The organism is Quyinboa mangrovi, from assembly GCF_042219825.1.
Taxonomy (GTDB): Bacteria; Bacteroidota; Bacteroidia; order Bacteroidales; family UBA5342; genus JBHJHP01.
Window position 1 is genome coordinate 389514 of sequence record NZ_JBHJHQ010000004.1, and the last position, 16307, is coordinate 405820.

General features: G+C 39.8%; 11 protein-coding genes. 5 read left to right on the plus strand and 6 right to left on the minus strand.

Annotated features, from left to right (window positions below; translation table 11 throughout):
- Positions 1–25: 25 nt before the first annotated feature.
- Together ACE1ET_RS10430 and ACE1ET_RS10435 are read right to left on the minus strand one after the other, a co-directional pair.
- Positions 26–2458 carry a glycoside hydrolase family 2 TIM barrel-domain containing protein gene (locus tag ACE1ET_RS10430; protein WP_375728341.1) on the minus strand — a complete coding sequence of 811 codons (2433 nt, stop codon included), beginning with the start codon at positions 2456–2458 and terminating at the stop codon, positions 26–28.
- 9 nt (positions 2459–2467) lie between these two features.
- Entirely contained in the window at positions 2468–3865 is a 1398-nt protein-coding gene (locus tag ACE1ET_RS10435) for an alpha/beta hydrolase family protein (protein WP_375728342.1), read from the minus strand.
- 381 nt (positions 3866–4246) lie between these two features.
- Between ACE1ET_RS10435 and thrA the strand changes: the two genes are divergently transcribed.
- The 5 genes from thrA (at position 4247) to pdxA (ending at position 11672) form a co-directional block, all read left to right on the plus strand.
- Positions 4247–6670 (plus strand): bifunctional aspartate kinase/homoserine dehydrogenase I, encoded by a 2424-nt coding sequence (gene thrA / locus ACE1ET_RS10440; protein ID WP_375728343.1) that lies wholly within the window; start codon positions 4247–4249, stop codon positions 6668–6670.
- A gap of 145 nt (positions 6671–6815) precedes the next feature.
- The gene (locus ACE1ET_RS10445; RefSeq protein ID WP_375728344.1) at positions 6816–8024 is read left to right on the plus strand and encodes a cofactor-independent phosphoglycerate mutase; all 1209 of its coding nucleotides are present in this window, start codon (positions 6816–6818) and stop codon (positions 8022–8024) included.
- A 1-nt stretch (position 8025) separates the two neighbouring features.
- Positions 8026–9324: a threonine synthase gene (gene thrC, locus ACE1ET_RS10450; RefSeq protein WP_375728345.1), complete on the plus strand. Its 1299-nt coding sequence runs from the start codon at positions 8026–8028 to the stop codon at positions 9322–9324.
- A gap of 223 nt (positions 9325–9547) precedes the next feature.
- Positions 9548–10573 (plus strand): DUF4837 family protein, encoded by a 1026-nt coding sequence (locus ACE1ET_RS10455; RefSeq protein WP_375728346.1) that lies wholly within the window; start codon positions 9548–9550, stop codon positions 10571–10573.
- Complete coding sequence (gene pdxA / locus ACE1ET_RS10460) at positions 10563–11672, plus strand: 4-hydroxythreonine-4-phosphate dehydrogenase PdxA (RefSeq protein WP_375728347.1); 1110 nt, start codon at positions 10563–10565, stop codon at positions 11670–11672. The genes ACE1ET_RS10455 and pdxA overlap by 11 nt, the downstream gene beginning before the upstream one ends.
- Before the next feature lie 76 nt (positions 11673–11748).
- Here pdxA and lpxA read toward each other — a convergent pair whose 3' ends face one another.
- The 4 genes from lpxA to ACE1ET_RS10480 all read right to left on the minus strand — a co-directional run bounded on the left by lpxA (position 11749) and on the right by ACE1ET_RS10480 (position 16299).
- Positions 11749–12528, minus strand: a complete 780-nt coding sequence (gene lpxA, locus ACE1ET_RS10465; RefSeq protein ID WP_375728348.1) for an acyl-ACP--UDP-N-acetylglucosamine O-acyltransferase — start codon at positions 12526–12528, stop codon at positions 11749–11751.
- A 20-nt stretch (positions 12529–12548) separates the two neighbouring features.
- Entirely contained in the window at positions 12549–13943 is a 1395-nt protein-coding gene (locus tag ACE1ET_RS10470) for a bifunctional UDP-3-O-[3-hydroxymyristoyl] N-acetylglucosamine deacetylase/3-hydroxyacyl-ACP dehydratase (RefSeq protein ID WP_375728349.1), read from the minus strand.
- 4 nt (positions 13944–13947) lie between these two features.
- Entirely contained in the window at positions 13948–15000 is a 1053-nt protein-coding gene (gene lpxD / locus ACE1ET_RS10475) for a UDP-3-O-(3-hydroxymyristoyl)glucosamine N-acyltransferase (RefSeq protein ID WP_375728350.1), read from the minus strand.
- A 66-nt stretch (positions 15001–15066) separates the two neighbouring features.
- Positions 15067–16299, minus strand: coding sequence for an HD domain-containing protein (locus ACE1ET_RS10480; RefSeq protein ID WP_375728351.1), 1233 nt, complete (start codon positions 16297–16299; stop codon positions 15067–15069).
- Positions 16300–16307: the final 8 nt, after the last annotated feature.

The window sequence follows — 16307 nt, forward strand, 5'->3', positions numbered from 1 at the left end:
CTATGATATGAATATTGTAAAAGCGTTACTTCGTCTCAAGGGTTGTTACAGCTTTCTTAAACCCGTCCGAGGTCGCTTCTAAAGTAATTTTTCCCGGATCAATACCTGCTTGAACAATTAACATGGCTTTACCGTAAAAAAGGTTTACAGAGGTGGACTGAAAGCCGTTATACGATTGGGGATTGCCGTTTCCGACGCCTGCAATTTTTCCCTCACCTTTGATTGATATGCTAATTTTATTGTCAGCAAGCGGATATACATTCCCTTCTTTATCCACCGCTTCTAAAAGAATAAATGACAGATCTGAACCATCAGCTTTGATGACTTTTCTATCAGGTGATATTCTCAGTTTAACCGGATTGCCTGTTGTTGTTAATATCTGTTCCCCAATTTTTTTCCCATGTAAGTAAGCCACAGCTTTCAATTCGCCGGGTTCATATTTTACCTTGTCCCACATCAAACGGAAGCGGTCGACGGATTTACCTGCCCTCGGATTTTTACATCTTTTGCCAAGTGATTTGCCGTTCAGGAACAGTTCGGCACAGTCCCCGTTTGTGTAAACAAATACCGGTGTAATTTCACCTTCACGACCTTCCCAGTTCCAGTGTGGAAGAATATGAATTGTTGTTTCGTCAGGTTTCCAGTAACTTTTGTACAGGTAATAGCGATCCTTGGGAATACCGCATAAATCCACAATGCCAAAATATGAACTACGCGATGCATTTTCATCGGTCATGCCATGTTCTTTTACCCAGCGGTTATCGTAAGGTGTTGGTTCACCAATATAATCAAAGCCGGTCCAGACAAACTCTCCGGCTACGTATGGTTCTTCCTGCTGCCATTTAAAGTCATCATCCGGAATCTCTGCCCAGTAAGGCGCATTCAGATCGTAAGATGAAACCTGCAGCGAGTTTGTAAAATCATCTGGTTTTTTCGGTAGCGGAAATTCATAGAATCCTCTGGTGCTTAATGTAGATGCAGATTCTGAAACGATAACAGCTTTTTCTGGTTCCAGTTGTCTGGCAAGCTCATATCTGCGTTGATAGTTCCATGAATGCACATCGTAAAAGTCGAAATGACGGTTTGCAGCCTGACCCGTCATATCGCATGCCATGGTTACAGGACGGGTGGGGTCATATTTATGCACATAATTTACCATGGTATGCAGCCGCCACAGTCCGTTATTACTGTTGGTTTGTACATCGTGCATTTCGTTGCCGACACTCCAGATAAAAATACTTGGATGATTGCGGTCCCGTTTTACAAAATTTCCAATATTTCGTTTTGCAAAAGCATCAAAATCTGTGGTGTCAGTGATATCTGCTTTGCGGTCGTATTTATCGAATGCCTCATTATAGACCAGCAAGCCCATGCTGTCACAAAGCTCAAGCAATTCAGGTGCGGGCACATTATGGCTGGTTCTAATGGCATTACATCCCATACTCTGCATAATCTGTAACTGCCGTTCCATCGCACGTTTATTAAATGCCATTCCTAAAGGGCCAAGATCCGAGTGCAGATTCGCTCCTTTAAGCTGAATCCTGCAATTGTTAAGATAAAAACCATTGTCTGCTGTAAATCGCATTTCTCTTACCCCAAACGTGGATTTGTAGGTATCCATCAGCTCATTATTTCTGTAAACCCTGGTAATCACGGTATAAATATTGGGGTGAGCCACATCCCACTTTTGCGGTTCGTTCAGGGTTAGAGTGGTTTCCAGCCTTTGTGCTAAGCCCGAAGCAATATTTCCTTTAACGGATTTTTCTGCGACCAACTCTTTTTCAGGATTCATAATGCTGTGTTTAACGGTAACTTCAGAACCGGCGGTTGATGCATTTCGAATGATTGTTCCAATGCGTACATCCGCGTAATTTGGTTTAATAACCGGAGTTGTAATTTGGGTTCCCCATGTATCAACGTGAACCGGATTCACTGCTACCAATGTTATTTTTCTGAAAATTCCGCCACCGGGATACCATCGGCTGTCATGATTTCGTGTGTCAGCATGGATTGCGAGTATATTTTCCGAACCGGTTTTTAAGAAATCTGTAATGTTCAGATAAAAGGAATTGTAACCGTAATCCCATTGCCCCGCAAATTTTCCATTGACATAAATCTTTGGGAATGCCATAATACCATCACATACCAGGTAAATCTGCTTTCCACTATAATTTTCAGTAAGGTTCAGTTTTTTCCGGTACCATCCTTCATCTTTCCATGGTAACTTACCGGTACTACCGTTTCCGTCCTTGATGAACGGACCTGCTATGGCCCAATCGTGAGGAACAGAAACAGTCTCCCAATTGCTGTCATCAAAGTTGATTTTATAGGCATCAACTGCTTCTCCTTTATGGAATTTCCATTCTGACTGAAGTACGGTTTCGATACGTTGTTGTGACCGTGTAGTAACCGACATAGTTGCAATAAGTAAAACTGCTGTTAAAAATTTAAATCTCATAAAAATTGGTTAGTTAGTTTGTTCTTTTATCCAGTTAGTCATAATCTCCAATGCTGCCGGTGAAAAGGTTTCTTCTATTTTCCCGTAATCAGTAGGATTGCCGGTTTCAGAGTGTTGAAATAAGTGGTTTAAACCGGGCAACTCTTTTACTGTAACATTTTTATTGCCAACTTTTTTTAAAGCCGACTCTATTGCAGACAGGTTATCTTTTGGCGGAACCTGAAGATCATTTTCACCGTTCAGAGCCAGAACAGGACATTTAACTTTTTCAAGGGTAGGAGCAGGATTGTATTTAATAAAATTCAGCATCCACGGGGTGGTAATGGCATCTGTTTGCATCTTTATAAAATTTGCTTTATCCATTCCGGGAGGTACGGTCATATCGGCGTTTTTATTCACTGCATCGGAAATAATTGCTCTGATTTGATTTTTTAGTCCCGTTGTATCCCTGGCATTGAGAATTAAATCGAAGATTTTTTTGTTATTACTTTGCTGAGCAGCTATATCATTATCACTCATACCTGAAACTTTACCTATTAATTTCTGTTGTTCCAGCAGGATTTTATCTCCACGCAGACCCGGACCTGCAAGAAGTACAATAAAGTCCACGTCGGGTCTGTGAACTGCTACAATTGGAGCTATAAGTCCGCCTTCACTGTGACCAACCAAACCAATTTTTTTGGAATCGATATTCGTTTGTGTTTTGAGAAAATCAAGGGCACTTTCCACATCTTTAACAAAATCGTTGCTTGTAGCAGCTTGAAAATCACCTGTTGATTTGCCAACGCCGCGATCGTCGTAACGCAATACTGCAATGCCATGCCTCGTAAGATAATCGGCTATAATAAGGAAGGGCTTATGCCCGAAGATTTCTTCGTTTCTGTCCTGAGGACCACTTCCGGTGATCAGGATCACTGCAGGATATTTCCCTTCGGCAGAGGGTAGGGTTAATGTTCCGGCGAGGGTTATGTTGTCCTTTTTATTTTCAAAGGTCACCTCTTTTTCCTTGTACGGATAGGGTGGAACAGGATCCTGAGGTCTTTTGACCATTTCTTTTTTAACTTCTTCATGCCTGAGAACGAGAGGAATGGATTGCCCCATTTGTGTGAATGTACCTACAATGGAATCGGTCATGTACGTTCCTGTATACTTTAATGCAATGTTAGAAACCTCTATTGTCAGCTCCGGTTCGTCATACTCAATTTTTGATACGGGGATACCAAATGCACTCTGATCAGGACTGTCCATTTTGGCATCAAGTCCCTGATCTGTTTTACTGATGTGGAACACAAGCCTGAGTTGCATGCCCTGTACCTTTAATAAACCATTCCATGTTCCGCTTATATCCTGCGAAAAAGCAGAAACTGTTAAGAATAAAATGCAAGTAAGAAATACGTGTTTTTTCATGGTATTTATTAGTATTTATACATATCAAATGACCTTAATTCAACTAAAGAAAAAGAGTTGTAAAGTTACCTTATATTTCAAATTTTAACAATAGCAGTATTTACTACTGGGGAGTAGCTTCAGGCGAAACCCTTGATAAAAATGAATTCAAACCCTTATTAAACTACGAAACCCTCACTAAAATGAAAGGTGAAAGTTTTATTGTTTGAATAAAAATGGTTAATATTGCAGCCGAAAATACTTTCTGTATAAGTAAGACATGATGCACGCTATGTTAAATACAACAACAATGACAACAACCCCCTGGGGGGGTAAATGATATAATTGTGTGTATACAACGTGTTCTTTAATGGTCTTATTAATTTCCAATTTTCAAATAATATGCGAGTTTTAAAATTTGGCGGTACTTCTGTAGGATCTGCTGAAAATATATTGCGGGTTAAAAAAATTGTTGAAGCCCGTACGGAAAAGATTGTAGTTGTAGTATCTGCTATTGGCGGAGTAACAGACTTGCTCCTTGAAACAGCAGCTTATGCACAGAAAGGTGATGAGAAATATCTGGAATTCTTTGAAAAACTTCATACACGTCACCAGATTATTATTGATGAGTTGCTGTCCAACGGACTTCATCAGGACGTGAAAAATCAGATTGATAAATTACTGGATGAACTCAAAAATATTTATACCGGAGTTTACCTGATTCAGGAACTTTCTGATCGCACATCTGATATCATCGTATCATATGGCGAAAGGATGTCTTCAATCATTCTGGCTAGTGTTTTAGGTGGAGTCCCTAATAAAGATGCACGCAGGTTTATTAAGACACGGGCCTCGTTCGGTAAAAATGTGGTGGATTTTGAAATTACAGATGAGCTGATCAGTGCTGCATTTACAGCGATGCCTCAGCTGTCTGTGGTGCCGGGATTTATAGCCAGTAATACAAAAGGTGAAATTACTACTCTGGGGCGTGGAGGCTCAGATTATACTGCTGCTATCATTGCTGCCGCACTGGAAGCAGATATGCTTGAAATATGGACTGATGTGGATGGTTTTATGACAGCTGATCCCAAAGTGATTAAAAATGCTTATCCCATTGAAAAGCTGAGTTACTCAGAGGCCATGGAGTTGTCACATTTTGGTGCTAAGGTTATTTATCCGCCAACTATATATCCGGTTCTTTTAAAAGAGATTCCGGTTAAGATTAAAAATACTATAAATCCTGAGGTTGTTGGAACACTGATAAGTAAAGAAAGGGATTCCGGTAAAGCTATTAAAGGTATTTCATCTATTAACGATACCTGTCTTATTACCATTCAGGGTATTGGTATGGTTGGCGTTATCGGCATCAATCACCGCTTGTTTGAAGCTCTGGCCAAAGCCAACATTAGTGTCTTCCTGGTTTCCCAGGCTTCGTCGGAAAATTCAACCTCTTTCGCTATAAAAAACGCCGATGCAGAAAAAGCAGAACGGGCCATACGCATGGAGTTTGCCAAGGAATTTGAATTTGGTGATATCAACCATATTATCATAGAAAAGGACTTAGCCACAATTGCTATTGTCGGTGAGAATATGAAGCATACGCCAGGTATAGCAGGTAAGTTGTTTCAGACTTTAGGAAAAAATGGTATCAATGTAATTGCCTGTGCACAGGGAGCGTCTGAGTTGAATATTTCATTTGTTATTAAGCTGGAAAGTCTGCGCAAGGCATTGAATGTTATACATGAATCGTTCTTCTTGTCTGAATACATAGAGTTGAACCTGTTCATGGTTGGTGTGGGAACTGTTGGAAGTGACCTGTTGCAGCAACTTGCCAAACAGCAGCAAAAGCTTAAGGAGGAACACCAACTCAGAATCAGACTGGTTGGTATTTCCAATTCAAAGAAATATGTGCTGGATCGTGATGGCATAGAAATATCTGATTACAAAAAGCTACTGGATGAATCAGCTAAAGTCAGTAATTTGGTTGAATATCAGAAGTCAATTATTGATCTGAATATGTTCAATTCGGTTTTTGTGGATTGTACAGCAAGTGATGCAGTGGCTAAATTGTACAACGATCTGTTGAAGCACAACGTGCATGTAGTTACCGCCAATAAAGTTGCAGCATCTTCTGCTTATGATAACTATAAGGAATTAAAATCCATAGCACAAAGACGTGGTGTGAAGTTTTTATTTGAAACCAATGTTGGGGCTGGACTTCCGATCATAAATACCATGAATGCGTTAATGAAAAGTGGTGATAAGATTATTAAACTCGAAGCAGTTCTTTCCGGTACACTAAATTTCATTTTCAATACATTAAGTTCTGATATTCCATTGAGTAAAGCTATCTTAATGGCTAAGCAGGCCGGGTATTCCGAACCGGATCCGAGAATTGACCTGAGTGGGGTGGATGTGATCCGGAAACTGGTTATTCTGTCGCGCGAAGCAGGCTATAAAGTTGAGCAGAATGATGTTCAGATGAAACCTTTTATTCCTCAGAATTGTTTTGATGGAACACTGGATGAGTTCTGGAGTAAGGTCAGTGAACTGGATGGTGAATTTGAAGAAAAACGCAAGGTGCTCGACGGTGAAAGCAAAAAATGGCGCTACGTGGCCACTATGGAGAATGGTTCATGCAGTGTAGAACTTAAGGAAGTAGGTAGTAAACATCCATTTTATGATCTTGAGGGGAGTAATAATATTATACTGATAACCACCGAACGTTATAATGAATACCCGATGATGATTAAAGGGTATGGAGCAGGAGCAAGTGTTACCGCAGCAGGCGTGTTTGCGGATATCATTAGTATTGCGAATCCTTAGGTGTAATAAGTTAATTAGTAGTAAGTTATAAGCGAAAAGTAGAAAGTAAAAGAGTTATGAGTCAGTCACAAGTAACCCGGTAACCCGTAACTTGTAATTTGTCTTGATTCCCGATACTTGATACATGATACTGAAAATAGATTAAATGAAATATATTGTCATTTTAGGAGATGGGATGGCTGACCAACGGGAGCCGGAGCTTGATAATAAAACTCCGCTGATGGTGGCCGGGAAGCCCTGGATTGATTTGGTAGCGAAAAATGGACAAAGTGGAATGCTTCACACCGTACCTGATGAGTTTCATCCGGGAAGTGAAATCGCAAACCTTTCAGTAATGGGGTATAATGTGGCTGAGGTTTTCGAAGGCCGCGGTTCATTGGAAGCTGCCAGCATGGGTGTTGAACTAAAAGATGGAGACCTGGCATTACGGTGTAACCTAATTTGTGTAGAAGGTGATATTTTGAAAAACCATTCTGCAGGTCATATCAGTGATAAGGAAGCTGCAGAATTGGTGGCTTACCTGAATGAAAATTTATGTCCCCAGGGAGTAACCATATATTCCGGTGTGAGTTATCGTCATCTGATGGTGATTAAAAATGGCAGTAAAGCGGTTAAATGTACACCGCCACACGATGTGCCGGGAACCCCTTTTGAAGATGTATTGCCCGAAGCAGCAAATGAAGATGGACAAGAGACAGCAGAACTTATCCGTTCCATGATCCTGAAATCGCAGGAACTAATGGAAAACCATCCTGTAAATGTCGCAAGGAAAGCTGCCGGTAAGGATCCGGCAAATTCAATCTGGCCATGGTCTCCCGGATTCCGGCCAGCCATGAAAACCATGAAGGAATTGTACGGCGTAAACAGCTCGGCGGTTATTTCTGCAGTGGACCTGATCCGTGGAATTGGTGTGTATGCCGGTATGGAAGTGATTATGGTTGAAGGCGCCACCGGACTTTACAATACCAACTATGAAGGCAAAGCTCAGGCAGCACTTGATGCATTAAAACGCCACGATTTTGTATATCTTCATATCGAAGCCAGCGATGAAGCAGGCCATGAAGGGGATTATAAATTGAAGACCAAAACGATAGAGTACCTTGATTATAGAGTGGTAAAAACTATTTGGGAAGAGACGCAAAGATGGGATGAAGAAGTTGCCATCGCTATTCTTCCGGATCACCCGACGCCATGGAAAATAAAAACACATACCAGAGAGGCTATTCCTTTTGTGATTTATAAGCCCGGACTTGAACCTGACAGTGTTACACAATATGATGAGGATGCCTGCAAGAGTGGTGTAATTGGTGAATTATCCGGAAATGAATTTATGAAACTGTTTTTAAAATCGTAAAATGAAGTATTACAGTACCAATCATAATGCTCCCGAGGCAACACTTCAAACAGCCGTAACCAAAGGTCTGGCTCCAGACAAGGGGTTGTACATGCCGGAACGGATTAATACATTCGATCCTGCATTTTTTGATGCGATGACAGATTTGTCTTTACAGGAAATTTCATACAGAGTAGCCGATAAATTCTTTGGTGAAGATATCGACCGCGATATATTGAAAGCCTTGGTTTACGATACCATGCAGTTTGATATTCCCCTGGTAAAAGTCACGGACAATATTTACTCACTGGAGCTGTTTCATGGGCCCACGCTGGCATTCAAAGATGTTGGTGCCCGGTTTATGGCAAGGTTATTATCGCATTTTATCAAAAAGGAAGGCGAAGGTGAAGTAAATGTGCTGGTAGCTACTTCGGGTGATACTGGAAGTGCAGTAGCAAACGGATTTTTGGGTGTTGAAGGAATTAATGTGTTTGTGCTCTATCCTAAAGGACTGGTTAGTGAAATACAGGAAAAACAGTTTACTACACTGGGGCAAAATATAACAGCCATTGAAATAGATGGAACCTTTGATGATTGTCAGCGGTTAGTGAAAGAGGCATTTCTGGATGAAGAAATTACTGTAAAACTAACATTAACGTCAGCCAATTCAATTAATGTGGCACGTTTTCTTCCTCAATCCTTTTACTATTTCTGGGGGGTGGCACAATTAAAAAAGCTTGGTATATCTGATCATATTGTTTGTAGTGTGCCAAGTGGTAATTTTGGCAATATAACAGCTGGATTGTTCGGACAGAAAATGGGATTGCCTTTGTCTAGGTTCATTGCTGCCAACAATAAAAATGATATTTTCTATAATTATCTTAAATCAGGTAAATATGAACCCAAATCATCTGTGGCTACCATAGCCAATGCCATGGATGTGGGTGATCCAAGTAACTTTGCCCGCGTGCTTGATCTGTATGGATCATCGTATGATGAAATTAAAGAGAATATTTCGGCTTTTACATATACTGATGACGAAATACGGGAAACTGTAAAAACTGTTTGGCAAGAGTATGATTATTTGCTTGATCCCCATGGTGCAACTGGTTTCAGAGCTTTAAAGGAAGGTTTGAAGAACGGTGAAACAGGTTTTTTTATTGAAACAGCGCACCCTGCAAAGTTTCTTGATACTGTTGAAAGCATCGTATCTGAAGCTGTTGACATACCTGAAAAGCTTCAGGAGTTTATGAAGGGCGAGAAGCAGACGGTGTCTCTGTCATCAAAGTTCAGTGATTTTAAATCCTTTTTATTGGATTGAAAACAATTAATTGATTCTCAAAGCAATATTTTTTGTTTTTTGTTAGTTTTGTAAAAAGGAACTCAATCACTCAACCAAATGTTGATGACCAAGAAATGAGCATAAACTTTAAGTATCCTAAATTATATCAAATACAGAAGCTTAAAATTTATGGGGAATAGAAGAGGTTACAAGAGTGCAGAAGTTTTTGTTTTAAGGCGTAACAAAACAAAAAATTAAAAAAATGAAATATCTGAAAACATTTGCCGGAATCTTATCACTACTGTTGTTATTTTCTTGTAAAAATACATCGGTTACACTGCCAACGCCAGGTGGCCGTGCGGGTGATCTGCTTATTGTGATTGATCAGAATGTCTGGAATTCTCCAGGTGGAGATACCCTTAAAAATCTGTTTCAACAGGATATCGTTGGTTTGCCCTGGGAAGAGACATTGTTTGATATATCACATACCGACCATCAGAATTTCATAAGGATCCTTCAGACAGCACGCAGTATTATTGATGTAGATGTAAGTAAGACTTATTCTCAACCCAAAGTTATCTATCAAAAAGATCTGTTTTCCAAAACACAACGCTTTATTAAATTACAGCTTCCTTCAGTCAGTGATCTTAAGCCTGTGGTTGAAAAGGAAGGGATGAAGATGGTATCTTTTATGTATCAGGGTGAAAGAGAGAGATTTCTTGCGAATTACCGTAAGTTCAGTAATAAAGAGTTAATGCAAAAGGTCAAAGACACTATTGGCGTTGATATGTTAATACCAAACGATTTTACACGATACAGTTTTCAGGATAATTTTGTGTGGATGCTTGCAAAAAGCAATGACTATATGAAGTACATTGCCATTTACAGTTATGATTATAAATCGCAAAATCAACTTTCTGAGAAAAATCTGGTTGCTACACGCGATTCTGTCATGAGAGCAAATATTCCCGGTTCAAGACCCGGATCATATATGTCTACCGGTATGTTCTATCCACCTGTACTTACACAGTTTATGGATCATGGAAAGTATGTAGCAGAACTAAGGGGGATTTGGGAAACAGTTAATGACATGATGGGCGGACCATTTGTGAGCCAAACGAGAATAGATGAACCTTCTAACAGGATTGTAACAGTTGAGGTATTTCTGTATGCCCCGGAACAGAATAAACGCAATACATTGCGCGAACTGGAATCGCTTCTGTATACTGTAAAGATGGCTGATGAAGAAAAACCACAGGGAACTCAAACAAAAGAAAATGAAGAATGATAAAATAGTTGTCGGAATAACGCATGGTGATATAAACGGCATAGGATACGAGGTCATCATAAAACTTTTAAGTGATAACCGTCTGTTTGAATTATGCACTCCAATAATCTATGGTTCGCCTAAGATTATGGCATATCACAAAAAGGCAACGGAATCTGAGAATATAAACTTTAATAACATTAATCACACGCGTGATGCCAGAGATGGCAGAGCAAATATCATTAATTGTGTGAGTGATGATATAAAAGTAGAACTTGGACAACTGACAACGGAGGCCGGTAAAGCTTCATTTGATGCACTCAATGCTGCTGTTAAAGATTTGCAGGAAGGATTGATAGATGTACTTGTTACCGCACCCATAAACAAGGAGAGTATTACCAAAGCCGGTTTTGAATTTCCCGGACATACAGAATATCTCGAAAGTAACTTTGAAGGTGAAGCATTAATGCTGATGGTGAGTGATAATCTTAAAGTTGCAGTGGTTACAGGCCATATTCCGTTAGGCGATGTAAAAAGCAGCATTACGGCAGAACTGATAGAGAATAAACTTCGAATACTCAACCAGTCACTCATAACAGACTTCAATATAAGAAAACCACGCATAGCTGTTATGGGCCTTAATCCACACGCAGGGGATAATGGTGTAATCGGCGAAGAGGAAAAGGAGTTGATCGAACCGTTGCTGAACAGAATGCGTGAGGAAGGAATGTTGGTGTTCGGACCATTTCCTGCTGATGGTTTCTTCGGGGCAAAACGTGAATATAAGTACGACGCTGTACTGGCGATGTATCATGATCAGGGATTGATACCTTTTAAGGTTCTGAGTATGGAGCATGGCGTTAATTATACTGCCGGATTAAACATAATAAGAACAAGTCCGGCGCACGGAACGGCATTTGACCTGGCTGGAAAAGGAGAAGCCAGTGAAGAAAGTTTGCGGGAAGCCGTTTATATGGCTCTGGATACGTTCCGAAATCGTCAGAGCTATGTAGAAGCCAACAAAAATCCGTTGAAAAAGCAAATACTTCCGGGACAGTTTTCAGGTCCTGATCTATCAGTGGATCAGCTTGAAGATGTGGAAAAAGAAATTGAGGATTAATAAACAAGGGACCCGAAGGTCCCCTGAATCGTTTGAATAAGGCATAAAAAAAGCGCTCTTTAGAGCGCTTTTTTTATTATTGAAAATATCCTCTTATAATTCCTCGTTTTGAGTTTCTGATGAAAAGAATTATTTCATCTCTTTCTTTTGTAGCTGGTAGTTCGGCTTCAATAAGATCACAAGCTTCAGTATTATTTAGTCCTTTTTGATATGTATAACGGTAAATTTCCTGAATGTCTCTAATCTGATCATTGTCGAATCCTCTACGGCGCAGACCAATAGAGTTTACACCAGCATAGGAAAGGGGTTCACGTGCTGCCTTAATAAAAGGAGGTACGTCTTTTCGTACCAAAGATCCACCTGAAATCATGACATGTGAACCAATGTGGCAAAATTGGTGAACTGCTACAAGACCGCTCATAATAGCCCAGTCGTCAACTATAACTTCGCCTGCAAGCTGGGTGGCATTTCCAAGAATAACATTGTCACCCACTATACAGTCGTGAGCTACATGTACGTATGCCATAAGAAGGCAGTTGCTTCCCACAATGGTTTTCCCTTTAGCCACAGTACCACGGTTAACGGTAACACATTCACGGATCGTTGTATTATCACCGATTTCAGCAGTTGTTTCTTCTCCTCTGAATTTCAAGTCCTGGGGAATTCCTGATATGACTGCACCAGGAAAAATGTTACAGTTTTTTCCTATCCTTGCTCCTTCAAGAATGGTTGCACCCGAACCGATGCGGGTTCCTTCTTTAATTACTACGTTTTTATCAATAGAAACGAAAGGTTCTATAACCACGTTTGGAGCAATTTTAGCTTCCGGATGTACATACGCTAATGGTTGTTTCATTTGTTCCTTTGTGTTAGGTTTTATTTGTTTTTAATAATTTGTGCCATGAACTCTGCCTCAGCAACAACCTTGTCGCCGACAAAGGCAAGACCTCTGGCACTGGCAATACCTCTACGTATGGGAGAAGTGAGTTCCAGTTTGAAGATCACAGTGTCTCCCGGTACCACTTTTTTTCTGAATTTTACGTTGTCTATTTTAAGAAAATATGTTGAATATCTTTCAGGTTCATCCACACCACTAAGAACAAGGATTCCCATCGTCTGAGCCATAGCTTCAACTAACAATACTCCCGGCATTACAGGTTCTTCGGGAAAATGACCACGGAAAAAATCTTCGTTCATCGAAATATTTTTAAGACCTATAATCGTCTCAGAATCTTCAATCCGAAGTATTTTATCAATCATTAAAAATGGTGGTCTGTGTGGCAGAAGCGTTTTTATTTGGTTCACATCCATGAATGGTTCTATGGATGGATCGTAGAACGGAACCTGATCAGGATTACGCTTAATGATTTTACGAATTACCTTTGCCATCTCAGTATTTACCAGGTGCCCTGGTTTGGTGGCAATTATTTTCCCCTCAATTCTACATCCAATTAATGAAATATCGCCAATAACATCAAGTATTTTATGACGGGCAGGTTCATTGGTGAAAGTTAATTCGGTATTGCTGAGGTAACCGTTTGATTCCACGTTAACATGTTCATGATTGAATAAATCTGCCAGACGGTCCAACTCTTCCTGATTAACTTCTTTATCAACAATTACCAGTGCATTATCAAGATTTCCTCCTTTCACATGATTGCTGTGTAGTAACGGCTCCAGTTCATGTAGAAAAACAAATGTTTTACATGTAGATACTTCAGTTTCATAATCCTCGATGGATTCAAGATTTGCATACTGATTTGCAAGAAGATTTGAACCGGAGTATGAAAGCAAGGTACTTACACTGAATTTATCATCCGGAAGAATTATAATGCTGCTTCCTGTTTTTTCATCCGTATATTCAATTTTAGAGGTCGGTTTAAAAATAAACGCTTTTTTATCCTGCTCTTTAATTCCTGCTTCCTTGATTTTATCAATAAAAGGTTTGGCACTTCCTTCAATTATCGGCATTTCAGGGCCGTTGATTTCAATCAGACAGTTATCAATGCCTGATGCATAAAGGGCAGACAGTGCATGTTCTATTGTTGATACAGTTGCTTCACCTTTTCCGATTACTGTACTTCGTGTCGTATTTACGACATTTTCAGCTACTGCATCAAATGCCGGTGAGTTATCAAGGTCAATACGTTTAATCTGGTATCCTGAGTCAACAGGTGCTGGTTTAAATGTAGCTTTCACTTTGGCCCCGGTATGTAAGCCCTGGCCTTCCAAGGAAAACTCAGCAGCAAGTGTTTTCTGAAAAATACTCATGTTTTTATGGTTTATCTTTTTTTATATCTTCTTTAAATGCCTTTAGCTCTCTTTCCGTCTGATATACAGTTCTTTGTATGTCAGGAAGGTTTTTGAAAACTGCATATGCTTTTCTATAATCAATAATTCCAATAGCAGGTGAACCTAACAGTACTTTACCCTCTCCTTTAATGGTGTTTGCAATACCGGATTGGGCGGCTATTTTAGTATTATCAGGAATGGAAATATGACCCGCAAAACCAACCTGTCCACCTATCATACAGTTCTTTCCTATTTTTGTTGATCCTGCAATGCCTGACTGTGCAGCAATAACCGTATTTTCACCAATCTCTACGTTATGGGCTACCTGAATCAGATTGTCAAGTTTTACACCTTTTCGAATAATGGTTGACCCCATGGTTGCCCTGTCTATCGTTGTATTGGCTCCAATTTCCACATGATCTTCTATGACTACATTACCGATCTGCGGAATTTTGGCATAGTCTCCCGATTGTGGGGCAAAACCAAATCCATCAGAACCGATAACAGAGCCTGCATGAAGTACACAGTTGCTACCAATTTTGCAACCATCGTAAATTTTTACTCCGGCAAATATAATTGTGTCTTCTCCTATCTCAACATTGTCTCCAATAGAACAGTTCGCATTAATTTCAACGCCACTGTTGATTCTGACATTCTTCCCAATTGAAACAAAAGCATCAATAAAAACAGTCTCAGGAATTTGAGCCGTTTCATCAATTGCAGTATTGGGGTGTACACCTATTTTTACCGGCTTGGAATTTTCATAAAGCGTGAGCAATCGTGCTATGGCCTGGTAGGGATCAGCAACACGTATGAGAGTGGCACTGATTTCCTGTTTCAATTCGAGGTCACTTTTAATCAACACTATAGATGCATTGGTAGTGTAGAGATAAGGCTCGTATTTTGGATTAGATAAAAAACTTAAAGTACCAGGCCTCCCTTCTTCAATTTTTGAAAAATCAGAAACCGTTATATTATGATTACCATCTATGTCTCCCTCAAGATATTCGGCTATTTGCTTAGCTGAAAACTCCATAAAAAAAAATTTGTGGCAAAATTAAAGATTTCTCTCTAAAAACCCTGTTTTGTTCAAATTTTGTTGTCAATTTCTTATGTAACAGAAGAAAAACTTCTCTTCACTTGTTATATGTTGCGAAATTCTGATGATCTCAGAAGCTTCATCCACACTCACCACATCTCCGTTTTTGTAAAGAATTTTAATTTTATCCACATCCGGAGTGTAGAGTTCAGATGAAGTGGTTCCCTGGAATACAAAATACTCCAGCTCATAGTTTTTTAAATTGTGTCGTCGTAATATTTCATGCTTTTTTTTAAGAATATAAGTTTCTTTAAAAGGCGTATTACTTATTTCAATTTTATATAATTTTCTGTTTATCAGTCCATTTGATAATGTGGAAAGGATCATGTCTTTATTGTCAATCCAGTATTTCAGGCAGGTTAGAATATCAGTATCATCCAGTTTTATAAACTGGTTCAGGGCATTCCTGTCGGACTCCAACCCTTCAACTGAAACCTTATTAATGAAAAAGTATTCTAACGCAGGAGTCAAATAAAGTGTTTTTCCCTGTTTATGTAATTCGCGGGCCCGTTTTAGTACATTGATCAGCATTTTTTCTGAGGCAAGCGCTGTTTTATGCAAATATACCTGCCAGTACATTAGCCGGCGTGCGATCAGAAACTTTTCAATGGAATAAATGCCTTTTGCTTCCAGAACCAGTTGATCATTCACTACATTCAGCATTTTTATTATTCGGGCTGATCCAATGGTTCCTTCTGTGACACCCGTATAGAAGCTGTCTCTGCGTAAATAATCCATGCGATCCATATCCAGCTGTCCGGAAACAAGCTGGTGAAGAAACCGTTTTGGATAGTTCCCTTTAAAAATTTTAATGGCAAGATCCAATTTGCGATCCAGTTCCTTGTTCAGCATTTCCATAAGAACCAGAGAAATAGCCTCGTGATTGATATGAACAATAGTATCTTCCAGAACATGTGAGAATGGACCGTGTCCAATATCATGCAAGAGGATGGCTGCAAGTACCGCTTCTTCTTCCTTCTCTGTAATATCCTGACCTTTTGAACGCAGTACATTTACAGCCTCCTGTGTCAGGTGCATGGCACCTAACGCATGTTGAAAACGGGTATGCTGTGCTCCGGGGTAGACATTTGAACTGAGCCCAAGTTGTCGTATGCGTTTTAAGCGTTGAAAAACCGGATGTTCAATCAGCCGGAATATAAGATTGTGGTTGATTTGTATAAATCCAAAAACGGGGTCGTTAATGATTTTGTGGCTATTTATAGGCCTGTCTGTCATTCAATTGT

Excerpts from the sequence above, each read along its gene's own strand:
- ACE1ET_RS10430 (WP_375728341.1), bottom strand. The coding sequence starts at position 2,458 with ATGAGATTTAAATTTTTAACAGCAGTTTTACTTATTGCAACTATGTCG.
- ACE1ET_RS10435 (WP_375728342.1), bottom strand. The coding sequence starts at position 3,865 with ATGAAAAAACACGTATTTCTTACTTGCATTTTATTCTTAACAGTTTCT.
- thrA (WP_375728343.1), top strand. The coding sequence starts at position 4,247 with ATGCGAGTTTTAAAATTTGGCGGTACTTCTGTAGGATCTGCTGAAAAT.
- ACE1ET_RS10445 (WP_375728344.1), top strand. The coding sequence starts at position 6,816 with ATGAAATATATTGTCATTTTAGGAGATGGGATGGCTGACCAACGGGAG.
- thrC (WP_375728345.1), top strand. The coding sequence starts at position 8,026 with ATGAAGTATTACAGTACCAATCATAATGCTCCCGAGGCAACACTTCAA.
- ACE1ET_RS10455 (WP_375728346.1), top strand. The coding sequence starts at position 9,548 with ATGAAATATCTGAAAACATTTGCCGGAATCTTATCACTACTGTTGTTA.
- pdxA (WP_375728347.1), top strand. The coding sequence starts at position 10,563 with ATGAAGAATGATAAAATAGTTGTCGGAATAACGCATGGTGATATAAAC.
- lpxA (WP_375728348.1), bottom strand. The coding sequence starts at position 12,528 with ATGAAACAACCATTAGCGTATGTACATCCGGAAGCTAAAATTGCTCCA.
- ACE1ET_RS10470 (WP_375728349.1), bottom strand. The coding sequence starts at position 13,943 with ATGAGTATTTTTCAGAAAACACTTGCTGCTGAGTTTTCCTTGGAAGGC.
- lpxD (WP_375728350.1), bottom strand. The coding sequence starts at position 15,000 with ATGGAGTTTTCAGCTAAGCAAATAGCCGAATATCTTGAGGGAGACATA.
- ACE1ET_RS10480 (WP_375728351.1), bottom strand. The coding sequence starts at position 16,299 with ATGACAGACAGGCCTATAAATAGCCACAAAATCATTAACGACCCCGTT.